Source organism: Ihuprevotella massiliensis (assembly GCA_900095835.1).
Classification (GTDB): Bacteria; Bacteroidota; Bacteroidia; order Bacteroidales; family Bacteroidaceae; genus Alloprevotella; species Alloprevotella massiliensis.
The window spans coordinates 2,469,830-2,485,381 of the sequence record LT608321.1 but is presented as its reverse complement, the minus strand read 5'-3'; the positions used below and the strand labels follow the sequence as shown (position 1 = coordinate 2,485,381).

The 15,552-nt window shown below is 41.2% G+C and carries 19 protein-coding genes and 2 pseudogenes; 19 read left to right on the top strand and 2 right to left on the bottom strand.

The features are described 5' to 3' along the window. Nucleotides 1–57 precede the first annotated feature (57 nt). The 3 genes from BQ2633_RS10020 (at nucleotide 58) to BQ2633_RS10010 (ending at nucleotide 3,691) form a co-directional block, all read left to right on the top strand. A complete protein-coding gene (locus tag BQ2633_RS10020) occupies nucleotides 58–573 on the top strand; it encodes a hypothetical protein (protein WP_075566847.1) in 516 nt (171 codons plus the stop codon). Nucleotides 574–986: 413 nt separating this feature from the next. Beyond that, a complete protein-coding gene (locus BQ2633_RS10015) occupies nucleotides 987–1,778 on the top strand; it encodes a hypothetical protein (RefSeq protein ID WP_075566846.1) in 792 nt (263 codons plus the stop codon). 632 nt (nucleotides 1,779–2,410) lie between these two features. Then, a complete protein-coding gene (locus BQ2633_RS10010) occupies nucleotides 2,411–3,691 on the top strand; it encodes a glycoside hydrolase 5 family protein (protein WP_075566844.1) in 1,281 nt (426 codons plus the stop codon). A 741-nt stretch (nucleotides 3,692–4,432) separates the two neighbouring features. Here the strand turns inward: BQ2633_RS10010 and BQ2633_RS10005 are convergent. After that, nucleotides 4,433–4,732: a hypothetical protein gene (locus BQ2633_RS10005; protein ID WP_075566836.1), complete on the bottom strand. Its 300-nt coding sequence runs from the start codon at nucleotides 4,730–4,732 to the stop codon at nucleotides 4,433–4,435. A gap of 396 nt (nucleotides 4,733–5,128) precedes the next feature. On the opposite strand from BQ2633_RS10005, the pseudogene BQ2633_RS11670 reads away from it, so the two are divergent. The 6 genes and pseudogenes from BQ2633_RS11670 to BQ2633_RS09975 form a co-directional block, all read left to right on the top strand. Beyond that, nucleotides 5,129–5,302, top strand: a pseudogene (locus BQ2633_RS11670) (polymorphic toxin type 47 domain-containing protein); the annotation flags it as partial. A gap of 623 nt (nucleotides 5,303–5,925) precedes the next feature. After that, on the top strand, nucleotides 5,926–6,549 hold the full coding sequence (locus tag BQ2633_RS09995) for a hypothetical protein (protein ID WP_075567370.1): 624 nt from the start codon (nucleotides 5,926–5,928) through the stop codon (nucleotides 6,547–6,549). Nucleotides 6,550–6,697: 148 nt separating this feature from the next. Then, on the top strand, nucleotides 6,698–7,546 hold the full coding sequence (locus BQ2633_RS09990) for a hypothetical protein (protein WP_075566833.1): 849 nt from the start codon (nucleotides 6,698–6,700) through the stop codon (nucleotides 7,544–7,546). 68 nt (nucleotides 7,547–7,614) lie between these two features. Next, the gene (locus tag BQ2633_RS09985) at nucleotides 7,615–7,866 is read left to right on the top strand and encodes a hypothetical protein (protein ID WP_141700200.1); all 252 of its coding nucleotides are present in this window, start codon (nucleotides 7,615–7,617) and stop codon (nucleotides 7,864–7,866) included. A gap of 285 nt (nucleotides 7,867–8,151) precedes the next feature. After that, nucleotides 8,152–8,523, top strand: coding sequence for a polymorphic toxin type 44 domain-containing protein (locus tag BQ2633_RS09980; protein ID WP_075566831.1), 372 nt, complete (start codon nucleotides 8,152–8,154; stop codon nucleotides 8,521–8,523). A 209-nt stretch (nucleotides 8,524–8,732) separates the two neighbouring features. Further along, nucleotides 8,733–9,275: a DUF4948 family protein gene (locus BQ2633_RS09975; RefSeq protein ID WP_346048587.1), complete on the top strand. Its 543-nt coding sequence runs from the start codon at nucleotides 8,733–8,735 to the stop codon at nucleotides 9,273–9,275. A 15-nt stretch (nucleotides 9,276–9,290) separates the two neighbouring features. Here the strand turns inward: BQ2633_RS09975 and BQ2633_RS09970 are convergent. Continuing rightward, a pseudogene (locus BQ2633_RS09970) lies at nucleotides 9,291–9,662 on the bottom strand (conjugal transfer protein TraG); the annotation flags it as partial. Nucleotides 9,663–10,241: 579 nt separating this feature from the next. Here BQ2633_RS09970 and BQ2633_RS09965 point away from each other — a divergent pair. From BQ2633_RS09965 to BQ2633_RS11525, 10 genes are all read left to right on the top strand, one after another. After that, complete coding sequence (locus tag BQ2633_RS09965) at nucleotides 10,242–10,523, top strand: immunity 17 family protein (RefSeq protein ID WP_075566830.1); 282 nt, start codon at nucleotides 10,242–10,244, stop codon at nucleotides 10,521–10,523. A gap of 23 nt (nucleotides 10,524–10,546) precedes the next feature. Further along, complete coding sequence (locus BQ2633_RS11620) at nucleotides 10,547–11,152, top strand: RHS repeat-associated core domain-containing protein (RefSeq protein ID WP_075566829.1); 606 nt, start codon at nucleotides 10,547–10,549, stop codon at nucleotides 11,150–11,152. A 74-nt stretch (nucleotides 11,153–11,226) separates the two neighbouring features. Next, nucleotides 11,227–11,841 (top strand): Imm25 family immunity protein, encoded by a 615-nt coding sequence (locus tag BQ2633_RS11365; protein WP_075566827.1) that lies wholly within the window; start codon nucleotides 11,227–11,229, stop codon nucleotides 11,839–11,841. Nucleotides 11,842–12,190: 349 nt separating this feature from the next. Continuing rightward, nucleotides 12,191–12,679, top strand: coding sequence for a hypothetical protein (locus BQ2633_RS09945; RefSeq protein WP_075566823.1), 489 nt, complete (start codon nucleotides 12,191–12,193; stop codon nucleotides 12,677–12,679). A 61-nt stretch (nucleotides 12,680–12,740) separates the two neighbouring features. Further along, nucleotides 12,741–13,223, top strand: coding sequence for an RHS repeat domain-containing protein (locus BQ2633_RS11215; RefSeq protein WP_346048584.1), 483 nt, complete (start codon nucleotides 12,741–12,743; stop codon nucleotides 13,221–13,223). Nucleotides 13,224–13,539: 316 nt separating this feature from the next. Continuing rightward, nucleotides 13,540–13,896, top strand: a complete 357-nt coding sequence (locus BQ2633_RS09935; protein ID WP_075566821.1) for a cyclopropane-fatty-acyl-phospholipid synthase — start codon at nucleotides 13,540–13,542, stop codon at nucleotides 13,894–13,896. A gap of 227 nt (nucleotides 13,897–14,123) precedes the next feature. Beyond that, nucleotides 14,124–14,405 (top strand): hypothetical protein, encoded by a 282-nt coding sequence (locus tag BQ2633_RS09930; RefSeq protein WP_075566820.1) that lies wholly within the window; start codon nucleotides 14,124–14,126, stop codon nucleotides 14,403–14,405. Beyond that, nucleotides 14,405–14,890 (top strand): Imm26 family immunity protein, encoded by a 486-nt coding sequence (locus BQ2633_RS09925; RefSeq protein ID WP_075566818.1) that lies wholly within the window; start codon nucleotides 14,405–14,407, stop codon nucleotides 14,888–14,890. The genes BQ2633_RS09930 and BQ2633_RS09925 overlap by 1 nt, the downstream gene beginning before the upstream one ends. A gap of 96 nt (nucleotides 14,891–14,986) precedes the next feature. Further along, nucleotides 14,987–15,262, top strand: a complete 276-nt coding sequence (locus BQ2633_RS09920; RefSeq protein ID WP_075566817.1) for a hypothetical protein — start codon at nucleotides 14,987–14,989, stop codon at nucleotides 15,260–15,262. A 126-nt stretch (nucleotides 15,263–15,388) separates the two neighbouring features. Further along, complete coding sequence (locus tag BQ2633_RS11525) at nucleotides 15,389–15,550, top strand: hypothetical protein (protein ID WP_176720125.1); 162 nt, start codon at nucleotides 15,389–15,391, stop codon at nucleotides 15,548–15,550. Nucleotides 15,551–15,552 lie beyond the last annotated feature (2 nt).

The window sequence follows — 15,552 nt, the reverse complement described above, 5'->3', positions numbered from 1 at the left end:
ATTACGAATCGTACTATAACGGTCTAATGAACGATTTGGGATAAAACAAATACACTTATGAAAAAGTTTCTTATTCTCCTTTTTCTCTCTTGGACGTTGCACGCTGTATATGCTCAAACAGAAAAACTCGTTCCTATTGAACACGTGTCCTCCATCTATGAAGAGCAACTCGACTATCCTGCAGGAAGATGGGATCATTGCTATCTTATCTTTTGGAAAGATTCGCTAGGTGTGCATGGATGTTTAAATGCTACAACAGATGAGTTTTTTCTAGTTAGAGAGGGATACCTTCCTGGTTATGAGATTCGTCCTTTGCAAAACATCATTGTAAAACAGGATTCCTTGTCTTTTACAGTCGAAGCAGGGATAGAATTTTACAACCCTATTCCATTATATTGCAAGGAGGAGGCTACAGCGCAGCGCATGGGCATCCCCCGTTGGATACAAAAAGGTGCCAAACCTGATGTGACCACCCGTATATACAAAGGGAAAATCGAAGCCAACCGTTTGGTAATAGATGAGGGGGAACCTTTTAGCATTCCTAGGAAACGTGTTTTCATTCGCTGTAACTAATCTCATGTACCCCATCATTTCCGTGTTGAGGTGATGGGGTACTTTTAAGGTGTATATTATATACATCTTTGCTCCATCTATAAGCAGCAATAAAAGTACAAATTCAAGTGTTGTCATTCATTATCCCGAAACAGTGGATGTAGAAATCTCCATCACAGCAACAAGGGCTCCAATGCGTTTGATTGCAGCTGCCCCAGGAATAAACTCCCGATTTAGACAATCTCTCTATCGGTGTCATTCCAGATTATATTGTCGAAAAAATATACGGACACTGTGTCAGAGGACTTACGCACGCAGTTGTAATCCGCCCCAACGCTGATGGCTCAGCAGATTATTATGACCCACAAACTGGCAGCAGCGGCACTCCCCCTAAAGGAACCTACTCAGATTGGAAATACAAAAATTCATTCGCTATGAATATCTTGAAGACTGCCTTCGCTTTTTTCTTTGCGCTCTGTTTTATGATGATGGGCGCAAACAGCTATGCTCAAACAACTGATCGCATCAATGCCGAAGCCAGCAAAAATGAACTCAAAAGAAATGCAGTCTACCTACCACCAGCTTTGGAAGAGTTTGCCGACACGACGCTCCTCCATCAGAGATTTAATGTAGAAAACAAAGGCAATTACCTCTACACCCCCTTTACAGAGGATAATGAGCCCACTATTCCCTTTAATTATGGGTTTCTACATCCACTTGGCGAAAGATTCTACAATTGCTTTATGGGAAAGGTGGATCGCATCCTCCGTCCGAAAGAAGACAAGGGCTTCATCATCTTGACAAACTATCTCGTTGTCCTTGATGATAAATATGCCTTTGACACCAGCAACAAAGATACTTCTAAGTTGGCTGATCTCAAATATCTTGATTTCAGGCATATCAAAAGAGATTTCTCTTACGGACATCCTTATCAAGGATTCACCGACTACGATCGTGTAGAACTCAGCAATTTTGTCCAATCGTATGGCAGACAAGCTGCATTAGAAACCGCCAATGCCTGGGTCATGGCTAGCTATCCTTTCAGTTTGCAATCTACGAAATTTGAGAATCTATATACACGAGGAAGAAAGCTCATCCTCACCGATGGTAAAACAACCCTTTACTTGTATTTTCTGATGATTGATTCTGTTGCACTCAACTTCGACACAGAGGTTCTTCCCTACATAAAAGGGGTATTTCGCTTCAACAGAATTCAGAAAAGATAAACGCCACGACGTATGCTATGCTAAAGTTTTATGGTATTGCCCGAAAAAGTGTGTGAGTTTCCCTGTTCCCCCTCCCTTTTGTTAGGCTACCCCAACAAAAAGGGCGCATCGCGACACGCATGTGCAAGGTGCGTTTATAGCTGCGATTGAGTCGCTCTATCCAATTAGTCGTGCTTAGCTTCGACCCATGTATTTAAACTGCCTCCAGAGGAGAGAAATGTGGAAAATAAGTCCGACATTTGTGACTTCGTAAGCTCCATTGTCTACCACAAATAATAAGAACTTTGGAACTTACACACAAATTTTGGACCCTATCCTTATTTGATGTGGAGCGGAAACTCAGAACGATCCTGTTGCTCACCTTTTGCATTTTCTACTACCGCAAGCCTATAACAAAGAAACACAAGTGCAATAGCGAGTACCGCATTGATTATCATCTCATTTTCAGGAACTTTTTTTTATACTTCCGTTAAGCAGTTTACCGAACAGCTATAATTTGATTTACACGAATAGCATTCATTATCACAGAATGAGGAGATATCAAACAAAGTAAGTATATTTGCAGGAAAGTATTCAAAACCAACTATGCAGATATCACCTATCCTATATCATGCACAAACATTCAAAATGCAATGAACAAAATACGATACTACATGATGGCACTATTACTTGTTTGTGCCACAGCCGTTAAGGCACAATCCTTTGTTACAGTAGAAAACGGAAAACTCTATCGTGACGGCAAACCCTATACTTTCATCGGAACAAACTATTGGTATGGCGCCATACTGGGTTCGAAAGGAAAGGGCGGGAACAGAAAAAGACTGAACCGTGAACTAGACGAAATGAAACGTTTAGGCATCACCAATCTACGCATATTGGTGGGGAGCGATGGGGAAGAAGGCATCAAATGGAAAGCATCGCCAGTGCTTCAGCCTTCTCCAGGTGTGTATAACGACACGATATTAGAGGGGCTTGACTATCTGATGTTACAGCTTCAACGTCGTGGCATGGTGGCAGTACTCTATCTTAATAACTCTTGGGAATGGAGTGGAGGCTATGGCTTTTACCTCGAAAATGCTGGTGCAGGCAAAGCATTACAGCCTAACGAGGTGGGATATTCTGCCTACGTTAAGTATGCTGCGCAATTCGCAACCAATCCCAAGGCACAACAGTTGTTTTTCAATCACCTCAATTTCATACTCAAACGTACCAACCGCTACACCGGAAAGCCCTACACAGAAGATCCTGCTATCATGTCTTGGCAAATTTGCAACGAGCCCCGTGCGTTCGACAAGGCAGCCCTGCCCCAATTCGAAGCGTGGATAGCTAAGGCTGCAGCGATGATGAAGAGTATCGATAAGCAACATTTGGTGAGCGTTGGTTCTGAAGGCGCCTTCGGTTGTGAGGCTGATTATGATTCGTGGCAACGCATCTGTTCCGATGCCAATATCGACTATTGCAATGTGCACATTTGGCCCTATAATTGGGGCTGGGCTAAGAAAGACTCGCTGATGCAAAATATGCAACGCGCTCAAGAATATACCAAGGACTATTTAGATCGACATTTAGAGATTTGTGCCCAAATCAACAAACCGCTAGTAATGGAAGAATTTGGCTATCCACGAGATGGTGTTTCTTTCTCTAAACAATCGGCTACCACTGCTCGCGATGCCTATTATAACTACGTCTTCTCGCTCTTAGCAGACGATTTAGCCAAGGGTGGATACTTCGTGGGTTGCAACTTCTGGGGCTGGGGAGGTCATGCGCAACCTCAACACGAACAATGGATACCCGGAGATGACTACGTGTGCGACCCACCCCAAGAGCCACAAGGGCTTTACTCGGTGTTCTCTTCTGACGATTCTACCATTAAGATCATAAAAGCAGGTATCGCTAATCTGCCCAAACGCTAATAAACGACACAACCCAACAAGGAGTTTCCTGCGTTTAGGCAGTACCTCCAACGAGACTTCGAACGCTATCAAGAACCTAAGCAATGAATTCGAGTGGAGGTGCCAGTCTTCAACAAGGAGCGCGCTAAGTTCTATCTTTACCATGGTGGGGGCATTTAGAAGCACCAAAGAAAGAGACAAAGGTGGCAGGATTCTCCAAACACAAAAAATCGCCTCAGCTCGTATGAGTTGAGGCGATTAGCTTCTTGCTAGAAAGAACATGCACTCATCACCACAGAAAATGAATCATTAACCAAATACACAGGTTTGAGTGTTAAAACGTAGGGCGGATTTTGGTCAGAATTTCGAGTAAACTAGGAGGAAAAGAATACACTCTACATGAGTTCAAAATCATTCACCCAAGGAGTCTTGCACAAATTCTCAAACATTTCCCGATTTTCTCGGACGTTTAGAAGATTTTCTCGGACGAAAAAGAAATTTCGTCCGACTTAATTTGAAAAATGTCCCTTGAAATAGAACGAACGACGTGTTGTTTTTGGTAAAACAACACGTTGTTTCTTCTCAAACAAGCCGTCGATTTCTATAAACAAGCTCAGATTACAATAAAACGCGTGAAATACCCAAAACATGCTCCCAAAATCTCTATTTTCAAACCCTCTGAGAATCGCATAAATTCCCAGCAACTTTTTCTGAATTCGAATTTGGGCGTTAAATGGGGGGATAGGAAGTATGAAAATATCTTTATTGTAATGAATAAAAGCCCGGATAAACGTAAATTAGTTTACCACGCCAGACAAAGCAAGGAGTGCCCTCAGTTAGTTCTATCTGCATAAGCTCTTCTTGGACATTGGGGGCAAAGGCTGCCACAAAGTGTGCGCATATCAGTGGACAAAGGGCTGCTTCTTCGACAGGAGCTGTCTTGAGTTTCCCCTTTTCATCGATGTTTGAAACTACGGAAAGCTTACCTACTTCCGCCTCGTTTTTGACCTCCGTGCGGTCTTCTAAGACCAAGACATAGTTGTCGTTGTTATTTGCATCCATAATACTATGAATTAGATGATTATCACTTGCTAAGACGCAAATATATAGGCTTATATAAGACGCTCTAATGTATAGGGTGTAGGCAGGATAATAAGGGAAGAAGGGGGAAATAAACGATCGTGCGTTTTATTAATCAGAGAGAGAAGATGTCCTAGAGGTGTTTCTAAGGCGATAGCAAGGTAATCTTATATTTTTTGCTGTATTTTACCCCAGTGTTGCACTTAAGGGTGGAATGTGCATGCTCAATATTTCCTTACAATTCCTTGGTCTAATGATGACAAAGGTTTAACTTTGCGGTAAGAGAAAAGGCATTGTATAGAAGTCTAACTCTTAGCCTGTAAGGCTGTTCATTCCTCACTTTAAAGAGGAGAATAGGCTTGTAGGTATAAGTACGATTCTGCTCACCCTGATATGGATTTTACTAAGGGGCATGATAAACCGCATATTGGAGTTCAAACTCAAGGGAAGCGTTCTGATGGTGGAAGTAAGAGGTTTAATCTTACCTATGATGGTAACACCCACTCTCATAGATCTCCCAAGAAGGGTGAGGGTGTGATAGATGGACATTAACTATGTATGTAATTGCAAATGGATGAACAATATCAAGAGCTATTGAGATGTATAGAGAGCCTTGATGCAAGAGAGAGAATTCAGGAGCTCGGAGGTGATGTCTTGGATAGAATCAAAAATCGATTTGTACTAGGCAATCCTAGAGTTTGGTGGCTATCTTTTCGTTTTCCCCCGAAGGAGCATCATTATGATGATGATTATCAATACAAACGGATATCTTGCTTCTTGAACAATGAAGACTTCTGCTATTTTATTGCTGAATTGGATGTCACACACATATTCAAGGCAAGGGTCGCAGATGTGGTATTCATAATTGGAGAATGCTCGTTTTTTGAATACTATGTTGTTTCTATGGACTTGAAGAAGTTGATTTGTGAAACAGAGCATGGAGATTTTCTGGAAATAACGATTTGAGGTGATAAAAAGATGGCGAGTATTCAGAAGAAAATCAACAGTAGACCCAAACTAAAACTAAAGTTTGAAACACCAAAAGCAGAATTCTTCAAAAGAATAGCCTAATTTTGCACTTGCCGGTTGACTCTACGAGAATCCAAATCGCGATAAGTACTTAGCTGCAGCTGGTGAACATCTGAAAACCAAAGGAATTCATTAAGATGAAAAATATGACAGAAGTAAGGTGGAGGAATAATCAAGTTATCAGCATTGAGACTAAACGAAAGGATGAATCAAGAGAAACTAGGGTGTATGTGCTCGCTCAGATGATAGGGAAGGCTGAACTCCTGTTTTTCAACCTATTTAATACTGATAACAATTGGGGTGATGTAGACTTAACCCAAGTTCCTATTCTTTTCTGCGCCACTGTTGCTCGTCAATTCATTAAAAGCAGCAATATCTTCAGGCAGAATATTAAAGGGATTGAGAACTATATCTCTCCAAAGCGTAAGATAGACCCCTTAGGTATGGGAAGTAGATGGATTACGCTCTGGGAAGGAACCCCAAACGAAAAGAAAATTCTTATCATAGGAGATGGTGGGGGCAGACTCTTTGAAGTAGATACTTACTCAGGGAAATACAATGAACGAGATATCATTGCGTCAATAAATAGAGACGATTTAGAAACGATTAATAGCTATGAATTGAGGAATGTACGAATCTATGCTGAGCTTAATGAACGGCTATATTTGTGTTACAAAATGGGGAGAAATGTAGACCCTCTAAAGGATTTGGTGTTTAATCTACCTATCCCCTTAGAGTACAAAGAGTATATTGAGATCATATCAACCTAGAATCAACGACTTAAAGGGCTTAAGTAATCAATTGGAGGATCTTCTTGCAAATCTTGGAGACTTCAAGGTAATGCACGTAACGATACAACGAGGAGCAAAAGGACGGCTGTATGCAGCCTCCCATACAGAACATAAATGGCATTAGCATATGAAAAAGCGAACGAGAGCAGAGTACACAAAACGCATTGACAAAGTCTTCTCATACGTGAAGGGCTACACTCACGAGGCGGAGTATTTGGAGCGTTTAGCAAATCCATCTTTGGAGAAATGGAATTTTATCCAGTTAAATACTGTTGCCCACACGGAGTTTGACGTGTGTCAACTGCAATTTTGGCACAATCCTAGTCCTGAACTTTTCCAAAGAATGGTAGATGCTCTCCATATCCAGTACATTGCATATTGGTCTATGTGGAAAAAGGATGAAGAGCTGAGAGCAGAAAAGAAACTCACGTTATCATCGGAACTTACTACTTTGCCGGGTTTTCTGCTTGCTATGGCGATGTTTGCAGATGACATGCTTAGAGAAAGGATCGTAGACGTTACCACAGAGGCTTTGAACTATAAAACGCGCAACCAGTTTAAGCTACACGTTACCACCCTTCCCCTTGCGAAGTTTCTTTATCAAGATATTCTCACAAGGAAAGGCATCATCTGGGGGAAGAAGGAAGACGTACCCATAGCACCCTACGACAAGGTGCTAGCAAATGCTGCTACCTGCTCTGCAGAAGAGGTGGAGGATTTGCTAGACGACCTGATGACATATCACCTCAAGACTTATCATATTGATTCTTTCATAGCCAACCCTTTCGATCCCACATGGAGCTTATTCCCTGTGGAGGCATTTGCTCTCTACAGATATTGGCTCATCAAACGGAAACTTGACATTGCTAATCTACAATTCTCAGACGCCATGCTAGCACATTATGCTCCATACCTGCAGCAGGCAGAGTATAAGGTTTCTCCACATATTCAAAAGATTATAGATGGTCTGGAGTAGGACTATAACTCGATGGAAACCATCACTGTAACCTCATGGGGGTGCCAGCTCCTATTCGTCCTAAGAAGATGAGTAAGCCCAAGCTCTCGCTTAAGGCACCGACCCCATCGCTGACGACGGTTATCCCAGCGGGCAAGCCTGTCTTCGTGGGTGGTCCACCGACTATAGACCTCTTCGCCTTGGCTATGCAGCTAGGACTTAAGGGGCTTGGCAAGCTGTGGAAGAGTTGGGGCAAGAAGCTCTTCGACAAGCTCTTTGGTGCTGTAGATGATGGTAATAAGTGGAAGAAGTTCGCCAAGTGCTGTCTCCTCGTTTTTTGAGTACTATGTTGTTTCTATGGACTTGAAGAAGTTGATTTGTGAAACAGAGCATGGAGATTTTCTGGAAATAACGATTTGAGGTGGACTTCAAGCAGGGTTATGAGAGTCGAATGTGATACATTATCGTTTAGATTGTCTTCCCAATGTTTCTCAGATTTTCTGCGTTTTTGTTTGTGGCTCCGAGGAAAAATAGCTCAATATCTTTGCAGAGAAATACAAGTAAATTCGAAGTCTGGTCATGTAAGAGAAATTCGGAATTTACTTACTTCTTACAATAAAGGGAGAATGGCTGCCCAAAAAGCTTTGAGTTCGATGACTCCTTTTGGGCGAGTCTTTGTGCAATCTAATCCTTCTCATTCACCTTTGTTCTCAGCAGCAATTTCTGACAAAATTGAAGGTAGAATCAAAGCATATACCAAATGGAAAGGACTTGTTGCGGCAGGATGTCCTTGGGATCACAAGAAGGCAATACAAAGACTTCAAGGGTATAAACATTGGTCTTGTGATAAGAATAAACATTTCTTGTTTTTCTATGATTTGTGGTCTAATAAACATTATGGTTTTATCGGAAAAGCAGTTGGGTTTACAGAATGGGAATTAACAGCCGGGGCAGGAGTAGCACAACTGAAAGATAATAATCAAAGTTGGGGAGCATGAACCTCTCAATACTTGCAAAATCGAATTAGGGAACTTGGGGATGCAGACTTTTTAGCAGCTTTTGATGATGCAAGTGATAATGAAGCAATCAAAATAGGTTTTAGATGATATGATAGATATGGAGGAACTCCTTCTTTCTTAACGGCTCAAGCTATCTTAGATGAAATCTATAAATCTTATCAGAACAACAAACTTGTAAATATCAAGAAATGTCCAAATCATTAACGCCATTTTTGATCGTATTTGTTTTTTGGTTTTTTGGATGTGCAAGAAATAATATGCCGTCAGATCATCATATGTTAGAGAATTTCAATCTCAATGAGTCTGAATTTGAGAGATTGAGAAACATTTCTGTTAAGTACGATAGATTTTATTACCCCCCCTATGATGAAACAGATAGTACAGCCTATATCATCTCATATAAAGACAAAAAGGAATTGGATTCTTTAATCAAGAAACTAGATATTATGAGTATACAGTATGATGGGATATCGGAAGTTTACTTGCTCTTTCATACATGGGGAATTTCTGTCAGCGGAGGGTACAAGGAATATATCTATGCTCCCAATCTTGAAGATAAGATAGAGAATTACAATAAAGAGGTTGCCCTAGATCCCACTACTGAAATGTATATCGTAGAAAGAATTACGGAGGAAGATTTGGATAAAGTTTCACGAAGATATTCTGTAAGTATAGAGTTATATCGTCCTATAAAAAATGGTTGGTATATACATCTCAGTCGAGAGAATTGATTCTTGAGATATATGCTATTCTTTTATGAGGTAACTTAAAGATGGATTTGTTTTGATGCGCTCTCTTTCTAATTCTATCAATGAAAGAACCTCTTGTTTCACCCGCTTATAGTTGGCTTCGATAGTCTCACGGAGATTATCGGAGCCATCTTCGTTTATGAACTCTGCGATGATGGGAATGGGCTGATATGCCTTCATCTCCGCGGAAACCTTGGCAGAATCCACCACACTCTCAGCGTGGAAGATTTTCTGATCGATACGCTCGTCGAAATTGTCGGAGACAGCTCCGACAAACATGCCTTGTGTGAGGTTGGAGATTTTGGAAGCAGGGATAAGACTATCGAGTTGCGTGGAGATGGAGGTAGACTTGTCATTGAGCTTGATAGTGATGAACCAACTGTGTAGAATGAATTTCTCAAACAAACATTCCTAAAGCGCAGATATCAACAGAATCCGTCAGATTTATAGACGCTCAGAGTTCCAGTATTCACGTTTGACCCTATTTTGTGTCACCAATTCTCTCTGTTTACGTATAGTTAATGGAATATAGTCAGAAAGGGGCTAATATCGCACATTAGAAACTCAAAAACATCTATTATGGGGTTTACCGATAGAGAAATCCTAACAATCAGTAGTTTAACGGACAACAATAAATCAGAATAAAGAACACTACTGGTTAGGAAGAAGAAGTATAAGGAAGGAAGAGGAAGGAAGAAGCAGGAGAATGTAAAGTTCTTAATGAAATACTTGCTTACTTGAACGTCAATCGTTACATTTGCACGTACGCACTATGTGCGAGCTATTTATATGAAACCATTATGAGCTTTTTGAAACGACCTCTAGATTTCTCATCAGCCCTTCGAGGGACACTGTCACATTGCTCGCTGGCAGAGTCCATTGCACAGCAGCTGATGCGTCGCTTCAAGAAACTCGTAGCACAACAGCCACCACAAAAGCCTCAAGTAGATGGAGAAGATTACTCAGCAGATTGACCAGTTTTGGCAAGTTATCAAAGCAGAGTTCCTAGCTCATCCCAGCTGGGGATACCTGCTACTCGTCCTTGCATTCGCAATATATCTCATCGGTATTATTCTTAACAAGGACTGGGCAGTGCATCCTGCTGGCTACTATAGTGGTTGGCATATGATAGAGGATTTCTTCGGCCGTACAGGCTTGCGCATCGTAAGTGGCTTATTCATCTTTGTCGCTATCCTTGGACTCATCTACCTGTTCCTGAAGACTTACTAGCATAACAGTCCTCTCACTCTTATATGCCCCGTCGTAACACTCCTGACCATAGCTATTTTGATAGCGTAAGCACTCAGTTGGAGCTGAGTGTAGGTCGCTCGTGTTCAGGTGTGGTGTCGAATGTGGAGAGCAATGCCGCATCGGGCATCTTTCCCGGTTTGAATGCCGTAGACACGGGTCTTAAGGCGGGGATGGCTTATCATCGCTTCCGCTACTACTCTCCCGAAACAGGAGCATACATCAGTCAAGACCCTATTCATCTTGAGGCGGGGCTGACAAACCTGTATGTATATCTACACGATGTGAATGCCTGGGTGGACCCGTGGGGGCTAAAAGGTAAAGCTTGGTTTAACTATGCAAAGCGCTGGCACGATAAAAGAGCTGACGAAATCTTTGGGGTAGGTAAAGGACGAAGTGTTTCAGGTAGGCACTATGACAAGACATACAAAGGTAGAGACATCGAGTTTAAGTCAGATAATTTTTCCAAAGGGCCTCGGTCTAAAGAATCGCTAGAGCGAATGCAGAAACAGCTTAATAAAGATATTCAAAATAAAAAAAGGGAGTTGCTAATCCTCATTGGCATTTTGAGCATGACCCAAGTGCTGTTCCTGAGATGCAAGATCTACTAAAGAAGATGGATGATAACGGGATTACAAGATCTCATGGAACATCTACACCAGATTTTCATTAATAAATAAACACCATGTCACAATTTCATAGTGTTATCAACGAATTTAACCGACTAACATCACTCTACGGCTTTAAGGCTCTTAGAAAGTTATGGTACAGTGATCTTGTTGTTTTGAGTAAACATCTTGAAGGGTATTTCTACTGTTATATTATAGCACGAGTATATAGACACAATGGAGCTTTGGAAACAACTCTGTGGGTTGGTCCAGTTGATAGACCTGATGATGGGTTAGAAGCTCTATCTGCTCATATTAAATTGCAAATTGGATATGATCAAACACTAAATACCACCTTTTTTCATAACTGCGAGTCTCGAATTATACACCTAATAGAGGCTGATGTTATTAGCAATTTAGTACTGTTTTCATCTCGAGAGTTGCAGTTACCTTCAATAGAAAATGAGAGGCATAAAGTATACACCCGGTATTTTTTGCCTCTATATCAATTGTTGCTTGATAAGGCTGGTAAAGAAAAGAAAGTGCTTCTTAATAAAAAAGGATTTCAAATTTTATTTGAAAGTGTATATGCTGACTTAGAAGGGGATTTGTTGTTTTTTTGCGAAGATATAGGGAAGAGTGCCGTAGAAACCTTTATATGGGAAATGTGCTATCTCTACGCAATTACATAGTATAAAATAGTAATTATGAGCAAGTGCATAGGCGGCATAGCGCATGACACAGTAGGCGCCTTGGCTACACATCAGCCGAGCAAGAGCTTTGGTGACTTGTTTGAGGAGAAGAAGGCGCAGCTGAAGTCTCTTCAAGCAGCTCTTGCTCGTGTCGTACTACCGAAGACACCACCTATGCCAGCGGTGAACGAGGGGCTATTATGGATATCAGACAGTCTCTTGATTTATCTCCTGATACAAAAATTGTATTCCATGATAAGAAACGTCGGGTAATATTAATCAATCCTGATAAGTCCCCTGATTGGAAATCCCCATCAGACAAGCATCGTAAGGTGAAAAATGTACATTAATGAGTAAGCAGATTAATTTCTACGCCACAGAGGTAGATAAGAAGTTCCTGGAACAACTATTGAAGGAAGTATTTGGTGAAATGTTAGATGTCCCATCTCCCCAAGGACCACTAGAACCATTTCCGCCCGTTTTATACAACTCTAGTTCTTTTTTTCTTGTGGAAAGGAGCCGGAAGGAAGATCTTGTATACTACGCACACGCTTATTTCACAGGTGAGATAATAAGTGCTTTAGATACGGTAAACAGCCCCATATTAGAATACTCGCCTGCAGGCATTAATGCAACAGAGGGATATTATCTTCAAGGGCGTTTTTATACTCGAGCAAAGGACAAAGAATTTCTCAAGAAAGTATCATCCTTTATGGCTAGAATGAAGAGAAGATTCTTGTATATTAAGAAGTACAATATCTATTTGTCTCCCGATATCGATGTCCGAATCTCTAGGTTTTCTTGTAATAGAACTATTACACAAGACGACCTCTCTTAAAATTAGATATATAAGATTCGACAACTAGATTGCGCAAGCATTCTTTGTTAGAATACTACTATTGGCTCTTGGCCTTTGCAACATCTCTGTGGTGCAGGCAAGCGTCACCTCCTCTTCGATGTGGACTGCCCACTTCGAGTATGATGTGATGGGGCGAGAAAGTCTGCGCCGTCTCTTGGGTGGTGTTGAGAGCCGTACGAGGTATGACCGCTCTGGGCGAGTAACAGATCAGGTAACGAAGGGAGCAGGCTATGAGGTGAGTCATCGCTCAGAGGAGGGAGCAGTTGGTGCCATACCTTTCCTCTACCAAGGGCAGTACCTTGATGGGGAGACGGGATTAGCTTACAATCGCTTCCGCTACTACTCTCCCGAAACTAAAGCGTACATCAGTCAATATTCGAGTCATCTTGAAGCAGAACTCTCCAACCTTTGCCCACGATGTGAATGCAGGGTGGATCCTTGGGGGCTAGAACTCATTCCTAATAAGGTTGCAGGAAATGCTCGTGAAGCACTTGCAAAGAAATGGCTTCAAAAAATACCCTAATGCTCAGATACTTTCTGAGCGATATATCAGAGACTCTTCTGGGGTTAGCGTGAAAGATAGTTTCGGCTTACGAAGAAGATTAGATTTTGTTGTTGTCGAAGACGGAAAGGTTCGAGGTATATTTGAGGTCACAAGCCCGACCGCTGATAAAACTCTTCAAATACGTAAAGAACAATATATCAGAAATAACGGAGGGACTCATATTAAGGCACCTGGAAGAAATGGAATGTTATACGACATTTCAGAGGTTGATACTCAAAGATTGGATATTGATTTAGAGTCACATAAAGTTAGCTCTCATTAAAACGAAAAATCAATGGATGGAAACAAAGTACTGGAGAAGTTGAGCTGGATAACTCAATCTAAATTAGCTCCACAGCCTGTAACTGAGGAATATAAAGAACGGATATATCGTTTCTTTGAAAATTATGTTCACTTTTTACAAGATAACGGGTTTACCACAAGGGAGATCCTAAGAAAGGGAGAAAAAGCTACCGACGAATCCCAGATAACAATTGGAGATTTAACAGAACAAGGCTTCAAGTTTTATGCTTTTGGCATTCTTAAATGGATTGCTAAATATGACCGAGCTAAAGACAAGGATAAAGCTATTGGAGATTTCTCTTTCATAGAGAAAAAGCTCAAGGAGTTTCGAGAAAGACATGGTGGCTAAAAACATATTACTCTCCCGAAACAGGAGCATACATCAGTTAAGCCCCTATTCGTCTCGAGACGGGATTAACAAACCTGTATGCATACGTACACGTTGTAAACGTCTGGATCAATCCATGGGGGCTAGTACCTCTAGGGACAGAAGGATTCTCTGTTTATGCACTATATGAAAAAGGCTGTTCTACCCCTTATTATATTGGGATTACTCGACAAGATGTCGATGTGCGTATGGAACAAAATATTAAGACTGGGCGATATGAAGCCACTACCACCCATCGTGTTTTACATCCAGATTTAACTATTGAAAGAGCAAGAGGATCTGAACAATTTTATATAGAGAAATACCAAACAGGAATTATAGGCCAAGAAGTTTCTTCTACGAATAAAGGGAACAAAATCAACTCATTTGATAAAAGCAGAGTTGATCCTAGAGGTAAAGCCTTTAAGGCGGAATACGATGATATCGTAGCTAATCATAAAAAACAAATAACCCCAAATAATTTTCATTGATGAAGTTTTTTCAGAAACGAGTAGGGAGTATATTCATTGTGCCACTATTCTTGCCTAGTGAATATACTGATAACATCAAAAGCTATGCTTCTGTTGACTTTCCCCCAACAGAACTCTATGCTTTCGGTCGGTTGATAGAAGTTGACGAATCTGGTGGAGATTTGGTGGAAATTTTCAACTATATAGGAGCAATACCGAGTTCTCCGATGGGGATAGTAAATTCTGGGCTTATGTTTAAGCCTTTACATATAAGTTTGGGGTTCAAAAAGAAAAGGTGGAGATTTATATTTGAAGACCCAAACTATGACAAGATAAGGGATTCTAATTATCAAGAAATTACATTCCTTATGGGAACCCCAGAGATGCCTACCCTTTGGGTTGGGGGAGAGTGCAAAAGAACAACTGTCTATGATTGTGAGAGCTACAGAGAATGGTTAGTATTTACTCCAACCGAAGTGGAAGGATTAATTAAGGAGTTAATTTAAGGAATGAGCTATTGACGGAGTCCTATCCTCCTGATATAGATATATCTCAATAGCATAGAATAGTAATTATGAGCAAGTGCATAGGAGGCATCGCACATGACGCAGTACAACTTGTTTGAGGAGAAGAAGGCGCAGCTGAACCCTCTTCAAGTGGGTCTTGCTGCCTCTGTGATGCCCAAGACGCCACCTATGCCAGCAGCGAAGTACAGTGATTTTGGGTTTGGTATAGACCTACATAAAGCCTTGCTCCCCATTATGTCTCTATTTCCTATTTCCAATATCAGTATGGTCTTCGACATTATAGGGGCAGTCTTTGCGAGCATCATCACCTTCTTGCCCGATCCACCTGTACCCCCCTCCGCCCACCAATGAAGATGGGACAGATGGAATAGCTCCAGAGCTATCCTTCTGTCAGATGGTAGCTATGGTTGCTCTCACCTTGATTGAGGGTCATCCTTACCATCAACTAAGAAGGCATCTTATAGCCAAAAGAAGGATATGAATGAAGAATATAATCACATGATGAAACAGCGAATGGATGAGCTTTATGATATTTCCAAAATTGAAGAGTGGGATCAACGAAGAATTCAAAAGGAAGTCGTAGGTTTACAAACCGAAGTCAGACAAGGATTGGATTCTGGAAAATATAAAACGCACTAATA

What these genes read in the sequence shown, in the direction of transcription:
- BQ2633_RS09975 (WP_346048587.1), top strand. Translation starts at nt 8,733, where the DNA reads ATGTCCAAATCATTAACGCCATTTTTGATCGTATTTGTTTTTTGGTTT.
- BQ2633_RS09935 (WP_075566821.1), top strand. Translation starts at nt 13,540, where the DNA reads ATGGATGGAAACAAAGTACTGGAGAAGTTGAGCTGGATAACTCAATCT.
- BQ2633_RS09930 (WP_075566820.1), top strand. Translation starts at nt 14,124, where the DNA reads ATGGAACAAAATATTAAGACTGGGCGATATGAAGCCACTACCACCCAT.
- BQ2633_RS09945 (WP_075566823.1), top strand. Translation starts at nt 12,191, where the DNA reads ATGAGTAAGCAGATTAATTTCTACGCCACAGAGGTAGATAAGAAGTTC.
- BQ2633_RS09965 (WP_075566830.1), top strand. Translation starts at nt 10,242, where the DNA reads ATGGAGAAGATTACTCAGCAGATTGACCAGTTTTGGCAAGTTATCAAA.
- BQ2633_RS10020 (WP_075566847.1), top strand. Translation starts at nt 58, where the DNA reads ATGAAAAAGTTTCTTATTCTCCTTTTTCTCTCTTGGACGTTGCACGCT.
- BQ2633_RS09995 (WP_075567370.1), top strand. Translation starts at nt 5,926, where the DNA reads ATGACAGAAGTAAGGTGGAGGAATAATCAAGTTATCAGCATTGAGACT.
- BQ2633_RS09925 (WP_075566818.1), top strand. Translation starts at nt 14,405, where the DNA reads ATGAAGTTTTTTCAGAAACGAGTAGGGAGTATATTCATTGTGCCACTA.
- BQ2633_RS11620 (WP_075566829.1), top strand. Translation starts at nt 10,547, where the DNA reads ATGCCCCGTCGTAACACTCCTGACCATAGCTATTTTGATAGCGTAAGC.
- BQ2633_RS09980 (WP_075566831.1), top strand. Translation starts at nt 8,152, where the DNA reads ATGGCTGCCCAAAAAGCTTTGAGTTCGATGACTCCTTTTGGGCGAGTC.
- BQ2633_RS09990 (WP_075566833.1), top strand. Translation starts at nt 6,698, where the DNA reads ATGAAAAAGCGAACGAGAGCAGAGTACACAAAACGCATTGACAAAGTC.
- BQ2633_RS11365 (WP_075566827.1), top strand. Translation starts at nt 11,227, where the DNA reads ATGTCACAATTTCATAGTGTTATCAACGAATTTAACCGACTAACATCA.
- BQ2633_RS11525 (WP_176720125.1), top strand. Translation starts at nt 15,389, where the DNA reads ATGAATGAAGAATATAATCACATGATGAAACAGCGAATGGATGAGCTT.
- BQ2633_RS09920 (WP_075566817.1), top strand. Translation starts at nt 14,987, where the DNA reads ATGACGCAGTACAACTTGTTTGAGGAGAAGAAGGCGCAGCTGAACCCT.
- BQ2633_RS09985 (WP_141700200.1), top strand. Translation starts at nt 7,615, where the DNA reads ATGAGTAAGCCCAAGCTCTCGCTTAAGGCACCGACCCCATCGCTGACG.
- BQ2633_RS10010 (WP_075566844.1), top strand. Translation starts at nt 2,411, where the DNA reads ATGAACAAAATACGATACTACATGATGGCACTATTACTTGTTTGTGCC.
- BQ2633_RS10005 (WP_075566836.1), bottom strand. Translation starts at nt 4,732, where the DNA reads ATGGATGCAAATAACAACGACAACTATGTCTTGGTCTTAGAAGACCGC.
- BQ2633_RS10015 (WP_075566846.1), top strand. Translation starts at nt 987, where the DNA reads ATGAATATCTTGAAGACTGCCTTCGCTTTTTTCTTTGCGCTCTGTTTT.